This is a genomic window from Chthonomonas sp., assembly GCF_035294505.1.
Taxonomy (GTDB): domain Bacteria; phylum Armatimonadota; class Chthonomonadetes; order Chthonomonadales; family Chthonomonadaceae; genus Chthonomonas.
In genome coordinates this window covers 16,099-30,317 of the sequence record NZ_DATGKU010000038.1, presented here as the reverse complement: position 1 = coordinate 30,317, position 14,219 = coordinate 16,099, and the positions used below count along the sequence as shown (strand labels likewise).

The window sequence follows — 14,219 nt, the reverse complement described above, 5'->3', positions numbered from 1 at the left end:
CCCACCCCCTCAGAACGGGTGGGAAGTGAAACTCAAGATTTCTCGCCTTCGGCTCGAAATGACAGGTGTGTATCTCGAAATGACAGGTGTTTATTTCACCCGCTCTTCAAGCCCCCCCTTCCCCCATTGGAAAGAGGGGAGACCAGTAAGCTCATCGGTGGTTTGCTACGATAACCTTTCCTTCGGAAACCAACCTTGACCGCCCCCTTTCTCCCGAATCGGGGGAAAGGAGGGGATAGGGGGCGAACGAGATAAGCTCAGTTTGCTGACTTTCTCTAGAACCGCGAGATTGTCAGCGCCTCCCACTTCCCCTCAGAACCGGTGGGAATGGAAACCTAAGATTTCTCGCCTTCGGCTCGAAATGACAGTTGTTGATCTCGTCTTTGACACGAAAGGACAGGCGTATCGCCAGCTCTTCAAGCCCCCACCCCCACTCCCCTCCCCCTATCAGGGAGAGGGGAGATGAGCAAAAGGGGCACGGTCACCGTGCCCCTACAGGCGGTTTCCTGTGATAACCTTCCCTTGGAAACTAACCACAACCGCACAATGCGGCAAGGAAGGCTTCAAACAGACGTTTGGAATGGTGGTCGTGAACGGCCGTCTCTTCCGGATGGAACTGCACGGCCAGGACGAAACGGTGTCGATCCGACTCAAGTCCCTCAATCACCCCATCGGGGGCACGGGCAACAACCCTTAGGCCCGGTGCCACGTCGCGCACCGCCTGATGGTGCAGCGAGTTTACTTTCATCTCCCTACAGCCCACAATGGAAGCCAGGCGGCTATCTGGCTCGATGATGATCGAGTGGCTGAAATCGCTGCGTTTGTAGCCCAAGTCGGTCTGCCGGTGATGAATTTCAGAGGGAGATTCACTTGGTAGGTCTTGATACAGCGTTCCTCCCAAGGCCACGTTCAGAACCTGAATGCCGCGACAGATGCCCAAGATAGGCAGGTCTCGTTCTAGGGCCTGCTGAACAAGCGGAATTTCGGTGGCGTCGCGCATGGGTTGCACCTCACCGAGCTTCGCGTGGCGAGCTTGCCCGTAGTGGGCCGGGTCTATGTCGGCTCCTCCGGTCAGCAACAGGCCATCTATCGCGTCAAGATAGCCCATCCACGCCTCTGGTGAAGGCGAGGAGAGACTGGGAAGCACCACCGGAATGCCGCCGGCCTCCTCGATAGCGCGAACATAGGCATCGTTAAGAACATGACGGAGACCCGAAGTCCCCGTCGCCTCCGCTACTCCACAAGTAATTCCAACAACTTTTCGGCTCATGAGGGCTTCTCCTTGACAGAGGGTTTCACCAGAGGAGGAGATGTTTCCGATTGCGATGCGGTGGCTACCGGCTCCTTTAGGTCGGCACCGTCGCTTTCCTGCGGAAAGCCTTCGGGCGAGGGCACCGTAGCGAGATCGGGAGGCAACTCGGTGTCGCTGTAGGCTGGGCGTCGGCGTCGCAGGGCGAACACACCCCACAACCCGATAAGAACCATAAGGATGCTTACGATGTGGGTATCGGTGATGTGCAACGATGGAATGCGATAGGTGGACGTGGCACCGGCACGAAGGAACTCCACGGCGAACCGGTAGGCACCGTACATGGCAATATAGGCCCAAAACAGCTCTCCATCACGCCTCGGACGCTTTTGCCAGCGGGTTAGCCACCAAAAGAAACCCAGATTGATGATCGTGGCATAGAGCTGAATGGGGTGGCTTGGCGGGGTAAGCTGACCGGGGTGGTCTTCGTCGGGAAAGCGAACGCCCCAAGGCAAGGAGGTGGGGGCACCGTAGCAGCATCCGTTAAGCAAGCAGCCGATGCGCCCGATGGCATAGCCCAGCGGCCAGGCCGTGGCCCCAATGTCGGCTACGGCATAAAATGAGAGCTTGCGACTTCGGCATATCCAGAGCAGGGTAAAAATGGCAAAGAGCATCGCCCCGTGGATGGAAAGGCCGCCCATCCAGATGCGAAAGATATCCAATGGATGGGCGGCATAGTCGCCCCAATCAAGCAAAACAAACACCAGGCGAGCCCCGATGATGGAGAATATGACGCCGAAAAAGGCGACATCGAAGATGACATCTGGGTGAATGCGGCGTGGAGAGCCGATGGGGCAAACGCGCATGCGGTAGTCACACAGGCGCATGGCGTAACGCGTGGCCAACAACACCCCCAGCATAATCAGCACGCCATAGGAGTGAACGGCGTAATGGCCAATATGAAACAGTATCGGGTGCATAGAGTCTACTCGGTCTGTATCGGCTCGGAGCAAGAGGCTTCTGCCGGTTCAACAACAGGAGGCGTGTGGGGATGGGCCTTATCGTTCCAGAGCGACACAAGGAAATGGATTATCAGCAGGGTAATGCCCAACGTGATTGCCGAATCGGCGATGTTGAAGATAGGCCATTGGATGATGCGCAAATCGAAGAAGTCCACAACATAGCCCAGGCTGAGGCGATCGGTGAGATTTCCAAGCGCGCCGCCCAGAGCGAGTGCGAAGGAGGTGCCTACCAGCAGATCGACATGGAGCATGCGATGGTAGGCATAGAGCAAGGTAATGGCCGCCACGACGGCAAAAACAATGAAGAGCGGGTTTCCGCGCGGCAACAGGCCCCAGGCACCGCCGGTGTTATGGGTAAGGGTCAGCAGAAACGCGCTGCCGAAAATGGGGCGTGAGGGGCCTTCAGGAATCAGATGCGTCTGAACCCAATGTTTGCTGAGCTGATCGCTGAAAAAGACAACAGAGACAATAAGGTAAAAGTAGACCGGTCGTAAAGCACGTACCCGATGGGATTCCTCTTGAACTTGCTCTCTTAATGGAGCGACTGCACCCTTTTGCACGCTATCTTCCATACTCACTATTGTACCACGTCCTTTTTGGACTACGGTAAAGAAGGGGAGGCAGGTTCCCGAAGCGATTGGGTTCTCGAACCGGTTACCGAGCAAGAGTAAGCCTATCTTGTCGGCCTCCCCTCTCCCAAATTGGGGGAGGGGGAGGGTGCCCTACCCCAGAAAATCTTTCGATTTTCTGGGGACCCCTGTATCGGCCTTGAGGGGCGGGGGGTGGGGGCTTGAAGAGCTGGCGGTACGACTGTCCTTTCGTGCCACAGACGAGATCAACAACTGTCATTTCGAGCCGATACCACGCCTGTCATTTCGAGCCGAAGGCGAGAAATCTTGCGTTTCCATCCCCAACGGTTCTGAGGGGAAGGGGGAGGGGCTGACAATCTCGCGGTTCTAGAGGCAGTTAACCAAGCAAGCCTGCCTTGCTCGCCCCCTATCCCGGCCTTTCCCCCTATTAGGAAGAAAGGGGGCGATTGTGGTTAGTTTCTAACAAACAGCCTATCAAAGGAAACCGCCTGTAGGGGCACGGTGACCGTGCCCCATTTGCTGGTCTCCCCTCTCCCTGATAGGGGGAGGGGGAGGGCGTCGGCCTTGAGGGGCGGGGGGGTGGGGGCTTGTAGGAGTGGGGCTTGAAGAGCTGGCGATACGACTGTCCTTTCGTGCCGAAGACGAGATAAACAACTGTCATTTCGAGCCGAAGGCGAGAAATCTTGCGTTTCAATCCTTACCGGTTCTGAGGGGCGGGGTGGGATGGGTGAGACTGTCACTCTCGAGGTTCCAGAGAAAGTCAGCAAAGTAAGCCGACTTTGTTCGCCCCCTATCCCGTCCTTTCCCCCTATTAGGGAGAAAGGGGGCGATTGTGGTTAGTTTCCGAAGGGAAGATTATCATAGAAAACTGCCAATAAACTTACTGGTCTCCCCTCTCCCAAAGTGGGGGAGGGGCGGGGGGGTGGGGGCTGATAAGCAAGTCTATCTCGTTCGCCCCCTATCCCGTCCTTTCCCCCGATTCGGGAGGTGCTAGCGCACGGCGATGCAGCGGCCAGAGAAAAGAGACGATTACGGAAACTGGGCTGGCCGCAAAGGCGCCGTCCGCGAGGACGCCCACCGCGAGGTGCCCCTCTCCCAAAGTGGGGAAGGGGAGTGGAGGTGGGGGCTTGTAGGAGTGGGGCCTGAAGAGCCGGTGATACGACTGTCCTTTCGTGCCACAGGCGAGATAAACAACTGTCATTTCGAGCCGATGCCACGCCTGTCATTTCGAGCCGAAGGCGAGAAATCTTGAGTTTCAGTTCCCACAAGCTCTGAGGGGGAGGGCGCCCTGCCCCAGAAAATCTTGCGATTTTCTGGGAACCCCTGTGTCGGCCTTGAGGGGGGTGGGGGATGCAGGCCGCCCACGCTGCCGGATATTAAGGCGGGTCTCCCCAATCGGGAACGGCAAGCACCTCGCCATCGCGTAAGGCGGATTTGTGGGCCATCACGCCGGGGACGGTATATCTTACCGCCTCCCAAGCATGAATGGCAGGCCGTCGTCCCTCCTCCAAAGCCGATACAAACTCATGTACCAGGTAGCCGTGAGAACCTTCATGGCCTAAATAGGCTTCGGGCACGGAACATCCTGCCATATAGGCGTTCCAAACTTCTGGGGGCAGAGGATCGCGCATCTCCTCCACCGTAAGAGGCCGCGCTCGCTCTTTCGCAACCCAAACGCCGTTTTCATAGGAGCCATCGGTGCCGTAGATGCGGAAGGTCTCACGCAGAATGCTGCAGTGACGGTGCTCGCAGATGCGCATGGTGGCCCCGTTGCTCATTTTAAACAGGGCGGTTACGTTGCTAAAGGGGGTTAGTCCGTCGCGGAAGTAGGGATCGTCGGAGGGCGTGCCCCAAGCGCTTACTTTAACGGCATGAGCGCGCATTACGCTGATGGGGCCGGAGGTGGAGTGTGTGGGATAGTGCATCGGGCTATCTTGGGCGCCTTGTTGGCGATATTTCTCTAACTGCCCCTGCCACTCCTTGCCGGCCTGGCTTGCCAAGCGATGGGCCATAACCACCCGAAGATCGCAGCCGGGGCTATCGAAGCTGTGAAGATATTCGCCTTCCGCGTAGATAAACGAGCCGAACGCTCCCGTTGCCGCCTGGCGCCTGCAGAACATCGCGCCCGGATGAAAGTAGGTGGTCTCCCCAAGCATGTAGCTCATGCCCGTTCGGCGACAGGTGGCGATAAGACGTTCGCACCACTCCAATATCTCATCGCCGTAGGGGAGGGAGATGATCGGCACGGCACTGTAGACGTGTTTTCCCCGCTCCATAGCGAAAATGGCCTGTGGGGCGTGAAGCCAGTGCTGCGTGAAGATCGCAACGGCATCTACGTCGCTGTTACAAAGCGCCTCCAGGCTTGTGAAGCCGTCCTCAGAACGAAACTTCTTTTGAAAAAGAGGCTGTTTGGCAAGCCGAGCGATGCGGTCGGGTTCGCGATCGCAGAGGGCCACCCGCGAAACCGCCGGATGGCAGCAGAACAGTTCGGCAAATAAGCTGCCAAAACTGCCTAAACCTACAACTCCAATACTTAAACCCATAAGCACCCCTCCCTTAAAGGCGGATTAGCGATACGACGTTTTGCGCGTCACCTGGTCGAGAAGCACCGCCAGCAGAATAAGAACCCCCATAACGACCTGTTGCCAAAACGAGCTGACGCCATGAAGATCGAGGCCCATGCCGATGATGCCGATGATGAGCGCCCCGATGACGCTTCCAATAACGGAGCCTTGCCCGCCAAACAGGCTTGTGCCGCCCAGCACCACCGCCGCGATACTGTAAAGCTCAAAGCCCGAACCGGCGGTGGGTTGACCGCTTACCAGTTTGGACATCAGTAAGATGGCCGCAATGCCGGACAGAAGTCCAGACAGCAGATAGACGATCAGCAGGATCCGTTTCACGTTGATGCCGGAGAGCCGAGTGGCCTCCGGGTTCCCACCCAGCGCATAGACCTGTCGTCCAAAACGGGTTTTGCTGAGAATGATATGCCCGATGACGACCGTGATCAGCGCGACCAAAGCGGAAAGGGGGAGCGGCCCCACATAGCCCATGCCGAGCATGGTGAACTGATGTTCCAAGATGTTGTTGCGCAACGAGGCCAGCGGGGTGCCGGGCATGGCCGTGCCAACCGGGGAGCCGTTGGTAAGCACTTCGGCCAGGCCCCGCAATATCCACATGGTGGCCAACGTGGCGATGAAGGGCTGGATGTTGAGGTAGGCGACGAGGAGGCCGTTAAGCAGCCCGATGAGGATGCCGGCAACGGTTCCGGCCAAAACGGCCAGCACCATCACCCCGCTGCCGAAACGCGCGACGAGGGGCGGGGCCATAAGCACCAAAGCGGTCACGGTGCCCACCAGCCCCTGCACAGAGCCTACCGAGAGGTCTATGCCCGCCGTGATGATGACAAACGTCATGCCCACCGAGATGATGACGTTGAGGGAGACCTGCTGCAGCAAATTTTGAAGGGTAGAAACCTGGCGAAAGCTGGGCGTTGTGGCCCAAAGGGCCACAACCAGCAGCACAAAGCCCAGCATAACACCTGGGTTCACACCAAAAAAGGCGAGCTTCCAGGTTAGCGAGGAGGAGGTCTGCTCTTCACGCGACTTAGGGACAGAGATGGGCTGCATGGCGATGGCCTATTTTTTGATGAAGCTGGCCTGGGTTACAAGGCCGGTAGGAATAGCGATTTTGGGAGGCACCGTTCCCCCGTTAAGCACTTTAACAACCGCATCTATGGCGGTTTTGCCGATGAGGTGCGGGTACTGTATGGCCTCGGCTTTCAATTGGCTGCCGGAGGCGATATAGTTTTGCGCTTCCGGGCCGGCGTCGAAACCCACCACCATCACCGTTTTGTTGTTAAGCTGCTGCAGGGCGGAAAGCGCGCCAAGGGCCACCGGGTCGTTGATGCCGAAGATCAGATTGATATGCGGATGGGCTGTGAGGACATCGGTGGCCACCGGCAGCGCGTTTTCGCGTTTGGCGCCGGGGACGTCCTGGTCGGCTACAATCTTGATTCCCGGATACTGGGCGATGGCCTGTTTAAAGCCTCTTACTCGGTCTTGAACCGAAGTCACCGTAGAGAGATCGAGGATGGCCACCTCGCCTTTGCCATGCAACAGGTTCTTCGCGGCATACTCTCCAACAAGCCTCCCGCCCTGCACGTTATCCGAGGCGATGTAGGAGACGATCTTGCCGCCATTGCTGGTGATGTCGGCCGTGAAAACGGGGATATGCGCATTGTTGGCGAGGGCTACCGCGGAGATAACGCCTTGGCTATCCACCGGGCAGAGGATAATGGCATCGTACTTTTGGGCTACGAAGTTCTGCACCTGGTTAATCTGTTTGTTCAGGTCTTTATCGCCCGATTCCACCGTAAGCTGCACACCCTCTTTCGCCGCCTCTTCTCGGAGGCCCTTTTCAAGGGTAATGTAGAAGTCATCATCGCGGGTAAGCAGACTGACCGCGATGCGATAGGGGCGTTTGGCGGGGCCGGAGGGAATAGCGACGGCCGGCTCCGGCGGCTCCGGCAGGTTGAGGGTGTAATGCGCGGAGGCGGCGGGAGAAGCCTCGTTGGTCGCGCCGGAGGTGCGCGAAGAAACGGCGGCGGGGTTTCTGCACCCGGCCAGCCCTAAGGCGAACACAAGCCAAGCGATGGCTTGAAAACGTCGAACAGAGGAGCGCGTCATAGGTTCTCTCTTCTCGTTGCAAAGAAAATCTCTTCCCGAACGGCTTTATAATACCCGTAGAGGGAACCATTTCGTTTGCTTATGGGGGTAGGGGTGGGGCTGTAGAAAGCCGATGCCAAAGCCCCCCTCTCATCCCCCCGCACGCGGGGGGAAGCTAGCCCTCCCACCCCTAGAGAGGGGAGGGGCTTGAAGAGCCGATGATACCACTGTCATTTCTCGTGAGACAAACACCTGTCATTTCGAGATACACACCTGTCATTTCGAGCCGAAGGCGAGAAATCTTGCGTTTGCATTCCCACCGGTTCTGAGGGGTGGGGTGAGGGCTTGAAGAGCCGGCGATACGCCTATCCTTTCGAGCCGAAGACGAGATACACACCTGTCATTTCGAGCCGAAGGCGAGAAATCTTAAGTTTCCATTCCCACCGGTTCTGAGGGGTGGGGTGAGGGCTGACAAGCTCACGGTTCTAGAGGCTGTTAACAAAGCAAGCCGACATTACTCGCCCCCTATCCCGGCCTTTCCCCCGATTCGGGAGAAAGGGGGCGATTGTGGTTAGTTTCCAGCAAACAGCCTATCACAGAAAACCGCCAATGAACTTACTGGTCTCCCCTCTCCCAAATTGGGGGAGGGTCGGGGGGTGGGGGCTTGTAGGGGTGAGGGCTGATAATCTCACGGTTCTAGAGCCAATTCGTGGGAGTAAGCCGACTTTGCTCGCCCCCTATCCCGGCCTTTCCCCCTATTAGGGAGAAAGGGGGCTATCTTGCCAGTTTTTCAAAAGACAGCCTATCAAAGGAAACCGCGAGTAAGCTTATTGGTCTCCCCTCTCCCAAATTGGGGGAGGGGCGGGGGGTGGGGGCTTACCAGCAAGCCAGCCTTGTGCGCCCCCTATCCCTTCCTTTCTCCCTACTAAGAGGGGAGGAAAATGTGAGAAACATGTTCTATTTATGAATTAGAATTAATGATGAAACCTACTAACTTCAAACGAGTCCGGCAAGTTAGCCCACAGATACAACAAGTTGCCAAGCAGTTACGTAAGGAGTTGACGCCTGCGGAACGGCAACTTTGGAACCTGTTGCGTGGTCGTCGCGTTCAAGGCCTCTATTTTCGGCGTCAGCACCCCATAGGGAGATACATTGCTGACTTTTGTGCACCTCGCATCAAACTGATCATCGAGCTAGATGGAGGTATTCATGCACATCAGCGGGAGCGCGATCACGCACGAACACGCTACCTACAGGCCTTGGGCTATCACCTTATACGCTATTCAAACGAGTTTGTATTAAAGTATCCGCACGAAGTGATCCGCCAAATCAGCGAGGCTGCTGTGGCGAGGCTCAAGTTTGGAAAAGAGGAAGAAGATTAAAGTTTTATTGTATCGCTAGCTTACTGGTCTCCCCTCTCCCTACAGGGAGAGGGTTGGGGTGAGGCTGTAGAAACTGCCATTGCTTCGGTTCTAGAGGCAAATTGCATAGCAAGCTTATCTTGCTCGCCCCCTATCCCCTCCTTTCCCCCGATTCGGGAGGTGCTAGCGCACGGCGATGCAGCGGCCAGAGAAAAGAGACGATTACGGAAACTGGGCTGGCCGCTGAGGGGAAGGGCGTCGGCCTTGAGTTGCCCACCGCGAGGTGCCCCTCTCCCTGATAGGGGGAGGGGAGTGGGGGTGGGGGCTTGAAGAGCCACAGACGAGATGAACAACTGTCATTTCGAGCCGAAGGCGAGAAATCTTGAATTTCCATTCCCACCGGTTCTGAGGTCGAGGGGAGGGGCTGATGAGACTGCCGACGGCCAAAGCCCCCCTCATCCCCCCGCACGCGGGGGGAAGCCAGCCCTCCCACCCCTAGAGGGGGTGGGGCTGTAGGCACAACGCCTGCCCCTACCATGCCATCGTCGTACGCATCGCGTCGTAATAGTCAAGAATGCGCTCTTTGGTGCGATAGTGGCCGTAACGCTTCTCATCCTTTGTTCGGACGATGGGGAACTGATCGAGAATGTAGGCCACGGCATCTCGCGGGGTGGGAAAGTGCTTTTGCAACGCCTCCACCTCTTCATCCGAAACAGCGCCGTCCTGCCCCTCCGGCGCCCACCTCCACCCACCGTCCCTTTCACAGGGCAGATAGAGATGGAAGAAAGCGGCATCCAGTTCGCACCGAATCTCGAACCGCCGCTCCTCGTCCCAAGGGAAAGGCCCTTCCGGCTCACGCCCCAAAAGGTCTTCGGCAAAGGGGGCAAGATCGTAGGTGGTATAGACCAGCTCCAGCACGCGCTCCGCCACCCAGTCGCCCCAAGAGCGCCTCAGCGGCTCGCGCCCACGGCCCTCATAAAAAGGCGTAGAGCCGAGAAAGGTTTCGGGCGAAGGCACGGCAAGCTGCTTAATGTAAAAATGGCTTAAATTGCTTCCTCCCACCTTGCACCGCGCGATGTAGTCCAGCACGAAGCTGTTAAGCGTGGCCAGCAGCCAGGCCGCGCGTTGCGCCGCGGGCCACGGACGGTGCCCCAAAGCCGTGGCGAAGCCGGCGGGCTGTAGGCCGGTTTCGCCGAGCAGAAAAACATGCGTATTATTGCCTACCCCCGCATAGGGAAGCAGGCCTGCGATCACCGTTCGCTCGTTCGTGGTATTGGTTACATTTCTCACCGCCAGCAGCCAGCGCCGGCTCCAGCCGTGCGCGTCCAGCTTGGCCTTCACCTCGTGCTGCGGCACATGGTAGCGCGGCACGATGCGAAAGCCCGGGTCGGCCTTTTCCGCATCCATTACGTCCCTCGTATCCCTCTTGTCCTTCTCCATCTCGTCCTGCGCAGTGTAGGTGGCCCAGCGATGGTCGAACTGATGGAACAACTTGGCCTCGTAGAGCGGCAGGGCCTGCGGCTCGGCCTGGGAGAGGAAGAGATGCGAGTCGTTGGACATATGAAACATGCTCATGATATCCAGCTGCCAGGGGTTGGATTCGAGGGGCTTTTCGCGCCATAGAACCGGCACACGCCGGTAGAGGGCCTTCAACAGCTCGGCGTCACGGGCAGTGCGCAAAACGGGGCAGGTGCGCGTGTTGGGGTTCAGCCTTTCTATATCGGCGGGGGTAAGGCGAAGGCGCTTTTCCGGGTCGCGCGCCTCCTCCACGCTGTGGCAAAAGAAGGCGAAGGTGGAGCTTTTGGCGACGTTGGGGCCGGCGAGGGTAAGCAGGCTGAACTTATAACTATCGTGAACACCGGGGAATAGGCCTTTGTTCTCAAAATCCAGAAGGCTCACGAGCTGCCGTTGACCCACCATAGTTTTGAAAAAGTTTTGATAGGTGGCGTCAGTTGCAATGTTGGTGGGCACAATGAGGCCGGCGCGGCCTTGAGGGTGCACGAGCGCCGTGGCCAGCTCGGCGAAGAGGGCGTAGAGGTTAATGTCGCCGGTGGCCGTGAGGGGGAAACGGCCGGAGCTGCGCAGCCAACGGCCGTAGACATCGGCATCGTGCAGGGCTTGGCCGTATTCCCTATAGAGCGCGGGGTTTTGTGTGGCCAGGCTCTGGATCATCGGCTTTCGCCGGGCGGCATTTTGGGCGTTGGCGATTTCGGGGGCGCGGCCGGCAAAGAACTCCTCATCCTGCAGTTTAATGCGCTCCCAAGGCGGGTTGCCCAGCACCACATCGAAGCCGCCATGTTCCTGCATTACGTCCGGAAATTCGAGCGGCCAGTGGAAAAAGCTGTGTTTTTGGGCCAGCTCCCTTGCCAGCCCCACCACACGGCCGTCAACGGGTTGGTGTTGGAGGTGGCGATTGAGGCTTTCGGTAGTGATGGGGGCCGGGTTTTCGCGGTTAAGCGTTTGGAAGAAGGCGGCGGTGTAGAGGTTGCAGGCCTCCTGCAGGTAGAGCCATGCCGCGCTGCTGTGAAGCTGATGGAAGCTATCCTCCTTTGCATGAACCTGCTCCAGCGTATCTTCCTGCATCTGGGTGAGCCGGCCGGCCTGTTGGGCGAGGGCGGAGACCGCTAGGGGCGTGGGGTCGCTATGAAAAGGCAGGGTGAACTGCCCTTTTCGGGCCGATCGGTTCTGGCTTTTCAGCGACTTCACCACGATGGGGTCGTCGGAAGGAACGTCGTTCTTGGCGCGCTCGAAGGCCTCATCGGGGATGCCCTCTTTCAGCACGTCGAGGTCGAACACGCCCACCAGCGAATCGCCGCAGCGGATATGATGATCGAGGAAGTTTAGGGGGTTTTTGCCGGTAAGCGATTCGAGCCAGAGGGCGACGCGGCACAGGTCAACGGCCAGTGGGTTTTTATCTACCCCGTAGATGCAGCGTGCAATAACATCGCGCACGGCCCGGTGTTGGGCTTCGGGGTTTGGCTCCTGCTCGCCGGTTCGGATGCGTGCCAGCTCTTTGCCGAGGAAGCGCGCGGCGGCCAGCAGAAAGTGGCCCGAACCGCACGCGGGGTCTACAACACGCAGGTTCAGCAGGGCCTGCTCTTTTTGCTGGGGCGTGTCGGCGCGTTGGAGGCGGTCTTTTAGCACCGGTTCCAGAGCGGAGCGCACCAGCTCTTGCACCAGCACATGCGGGGTGTAGTAAGAGCCGGTAGACTTGCGTTCTTGCCCTTGGCTGAAAGAGAACTCCGGTGGGTCGCCGGAGGAGATTTCGGGATGCAGGTCGAGCAGGCTTTCGTAAACCGAGCCAAGCTCTTCCACATCCAGGGCGCCGTAGTTGACGCGGTAGACGGTGTGTGTTTGGTCGTCCTCATAGTAGATCAGGTGCCACAGGGCCTCGAGCAGGTCTCGATTGGAGATGCAGGCCGAGTCGATTTCAAGCTCTTGAAACAGGCCGCCGTTCAGGGGGGGCGCGCCCAGCATGGCGGCAAGCTGCTGATCGGTGAAGGCGATCCAAAGCGCTTGCAGGGAGCACCACAGGTCGGTATCTTCCGTGTAGGCGGTGGGCCTATCCACCAGGCGGCGAAATCGCGCCATGCCGTAGTGCCGACGATAGAGCGGCAGGTCGCTAACAAGCCCTCGGTCTTCGGCCACCAGCAGAAAGAGGAATCGGTAGACGAGGCGCAGCAGGTCGCGATAAAGTTCGTTTGGGGTAAGGCTTTGCTGCTGAAGTTTCGCCCGCAGGGCCTGGCTTTGCGGCTGCCTCAGCATGCCATTGGTCAGCTTAAGGAGGCACTGTTCCACGCCTGTGCGCAGCTTTTCGCGCACACGCCCACCCTGTTCCAGGCTTGTCTGGTAGTAGGTTTCCAGAAGGCATTTGGTGGGGGCATCTGACTGTTGGGGCAGGCGACTGAAGTGCATAAGGCGATAGAGCAGCAGAAAATCGCTGAAGCGCTCTTCCTCGAAGATGGCTTGGAGGTCGAATTCCAGGTAGGCTTGGCGTTGCACGGCGGAGATGTTGCGCAGCAGGCGCAGGCGGCGTCCGTTGGTAACCAGGCCCCACAAGGCCTCGCTATGGTTAAGGTACTCTTGCACGAGGGCATGGGGCGAGCGACCTCCGCGCGAGGGCTTGGCATCGAGGGGTTGGCCGGCCCCTACAATGTGCACCGGCGTGTGGTGCTGGGTTTCGTGCGAGATGGCGAAGCTCTCTCCATCTATTTGGCGGGCTTGCGGGGTATACACAAGTTCGTATCCTAGCAGTTGCAGGAAGGGAATCATCCAGTTATTGCGGGTGAGGCTAGTTGCCGGGTCGTCGGGGGGAAGGTCGTCAAGACGTTTTTTAAAGACCTTCCAATAGGTCGTGGCATCCGCATAGATTCGGGAGGCCTCATCGGTGATGCGCCTGTTTGGAGGCAGGCCGAAGTCGGCGGGCTGCTGCCCCTTTAGGGTCTCTTGGCGAATCTGTTCGAGGAGGTCTGGGTTAAAGAGACCTCCTTCGAGGCGCACCGCACTGACCTGTTTTCCGGCGCTTACCTGTTGCTCATCGAGATGCGTTTTTTTCGGTGCGATTGTCACAGTTGGAACCTCCTTTACCTACGTGTTGTTGTTTTGCGGGTCAGCAGCCCCACCTTCAATCCCCTCAAGGCCGACGCTGGGGTCCCCAGAAAATCTTGCGATTTTCTGGGGCAGGGCGCCCTTCCCCTCCCCCTACAGGGCGCAGGAGGGCTAGCTTCCCCCCGCGTGCGGGGGGATGAGAGGGGGGCTGTGGCGTCGGCAGTCTCTACAGCCCCATCTCTCAGAACCGGTAGGAATGGAAACTTAAGATTTCTCGCCTTCGGCTCGAAATGACAGGTGTAGCATCGGCTCGAAATGACAGTTGTTGATCTCGTCTTCGGATCGAAAGGACAGGTGTAGCATCGGCTCGAAATGACAGTTGTTGATCTCGTCTTCGGATCGAAAGGACAGGCGTATCGCCGGCTCTTCAAGCCCCACCCCCTACCCCTCCCCCTACAGGGAGAGGGGAGACCAGTAAGCTTACTAGCAGTTTTCTATGATAACCTTCCCTTCGGAAACTAACCACAACCGCCCCCTTTCTCCCGAATCGGGGGAAAGGCCGGGATAGGGGGTGAACAAGGCAGGCTTGCTTGGTTAACTGCCTCTAGAGCCGCGAGATTGTCAGCCCTACCCACTCCTACCCATCAGAACCGGTGGGAATGGAAATTCAAGATTTCTCGCCTTTGGCTCGAAATGACAGTTGTTTATCTCGCCAGCTCTGCAAGCCCATCCCTACAAGCCCCCACCCCCCTCCCCCAATTTGGGAGAGCGGAGAACGGCAA

At 58.2% G+C, this 14,219-nt stretch carries 9 protein-coding genes; 2 read left to right on the top strand and 7 right to left on the bottom strand.

The window, feature by feature from the left end; all coding sequences use genetic code 11:
- Positions 1 to 529: 529 nt before the first annotated feature.
- From VKV18_RS01495 to lspA, 3 genes are read right to left on the bottom strand one after another with little or no spacing between them, the layout of a single operon-like run.
- Positions 530 to 1,270: a gamma-glutamyl-gamma-aminobutyrate hydrolase family protein gene (locus VKV18_RS01495; RefSeq protein ID WP_324202457.1), complete on the bottom strand. Its 741-nt coding sequence runs from the start codon at positions 1,268 to 1,270 to the stop codon at positions 530 to 532.
- Complete coding sequence (gene lgt / locus VKV18_RS01490; protein ID WP_324202456.1) at positions 1,267 to 2,229, bottom strand: prolipoprotein diacylglyceryl transferase; 963 nt, start codon at positions 2,227 to 2,229, stop codon at positions 1,267 to 1,269. The genes VKV18_RS01495 and lgt overlap by 4 nt, the downstream gene beginning before the upstream one ends.
- A 5-nt stretch (positions 2,230 to 2,234) precedes the next feature.
- Positions 2,235 to 2,843, bottom strand: a complete 609-nt coding sequence (gene lspA, locus VKV18_RS01485; RefSeq protein ID WP_324202520.1) for a signal peptidase II — start codon at positions 2,841 to 2,843, stop codon at positions 2,235 to 2,237.
- A gap of 1,021 nt (positions 2,844 to 3,864) precedes the next feature.
- On the opposite strand from lspA, the gene VKV18_RS01480 reads away from it, so the two are divergent.
- A complete protein-coding gene (locus VKV18_RS01480; protein ID WP_324202455.1) occupies positions 3,865 to 4,113 on the top strand; it encodes a hypothetical protein in 249 nt (82 codons plus the stop codon).
- A 124-nt stretch (positions 4,114 to 4,237) separates the two neighbouring features.
- On the opposite strand, the gene VKV18_RS01475 is transcribed toward VKV18_RS01480, so the two are convergent.
- The 3 genes from VKV18_RS01475 to VKV18_RS01465 are packed head-to-tail and all read right to left on the bottom strand — an operon-like array spanning position 4,238 to position 7,549.
- Positions 4,238 to 5,404, bottom strand: coding sequence for a Gfo/Idh/MocA family protein (locus VKV18_RS01475; protein WP_324202454.1), 1,167 nt, complete (start codon positions 5,402 to 5,404; stop codon positions 4,238 to 4,240).
- Between the two features lie 24 nt (positions 5,405 to 5,428).
- On the bottom strand, positions 5,429 to 6,490 hold the full coding sequence (locus tag VKV18_RS01470) for an ABC transporter permease (protein ID WP_324202453.1): 1,062 nt from the start codon (positions 6,488 to 6,490) through the stop codon (positions 5,429 to 5,431).
- 9 nt (positions 6,491 to 6,499) lie between these two features.
- Positions 6,500 to 7,549 (bottom strand): substrate-binding domain-containing protein, encoded by a 1,050-nt coding sequence (locus VKV18_RS01465; RefSeq protein WP_324202452.1) that lies wholly within the window; start codon positions 7,547 to 7,549, stop codon positions 6,500 to 6,502.
- A gap of 956 nt (positions 7,550 to 8,505) precedes the next feature.
- Here VKV18_RS01465 and VKV18_RS01460 point away from each other — a divergent pair.
- A complete protein-coding gene (locus tag VKV18_RS01460; protein ID WP_324202451.1) occupies positions 8,506 to 8,910 on the top strand; it encodes an endonuclease domain-containing protein in 405 nt (134 codons plus the stop codon).
- A 510-nt stretch (positions 8,911 to 9,420) separates the two neighbouring features.
- Here VKV18_RS01460 and VKV18_RS01455 read toward each other — a convergent pair.
- Positions 9,421 to 13,458, bottom strand: coding sequence for an Eco57I restriction-modification methylase domain-containing protein (locus tag VKV18_RS01455; protein WP_324202450.1), 4,038 nt, complete (start codon positions 13,456 to 13,458; stop codon positions 9,421 to 9,423).
- Positions 13,459 to 14,219: the final 761 nt, after the last annotated feature.

Excerpts from the sequence above, each read along its gene's own strand:
- VKV18_RS01495 (WP_324202457.1), bottom strand. The coding sequence starts at position 1,270 with ATGAGCCGAAAAGTTGTTGGAATTACTTGTGGAGTAGCGGAGGCGACG.
- lgt (WP_324202456.1), bottom strand. The coding sequence starts at position 2,229 with ATGCACCCGATACTGTTTCATATTGGCCATTACGCCGTTCACTCCTAT.
- lspA (WP_324202520.1), bottom strand. The coding sequence starts at position 2,843 with ATGGAAGATAGCGTGCAAAAGGGTGCAGTCGCTCCATTAAGAGAGCAA.
- VKV18_RS01480 (WP_324202455.1), top strand. The coding sequence starts at position 3,865 with ATGCAGCGGCCAGAGAAAAGAGACGATTACGGAAACTGGGCTGGCCGC.
- VKV18_RS01475 (WP_324202454.1), bottom strand. The coding sequence starts at position 5,404 with ATGGGTTTAAGTATTGGAGTTGTAGGTTTAGGCAGTTTTGGCAGCTTA.
- VKV18_RS01470 (WP_324202453.1), bottom strand. The coding sequence starts at position 6,490 with ATGCAGCCCATCTCTGTCCCTAAGTCGCGTGAAGAGCAGACCTCCTCC.
- VKV18_RS01465 (WP_324202452.1), bottom strand. The coding sequence starts at position 7,549 with ATGACGCGCTCCTCTGTTCGACGTTTTCAAGCCATCGCTTGGCTTGTG.
- VKV18_RS01460 (WP_324202451.1), top strand. The coding sequence starts at position 8,506 with ATGATGAAACCTACTAACTTCAAACGAGTCCGGCAAGTTAGCCCACAG.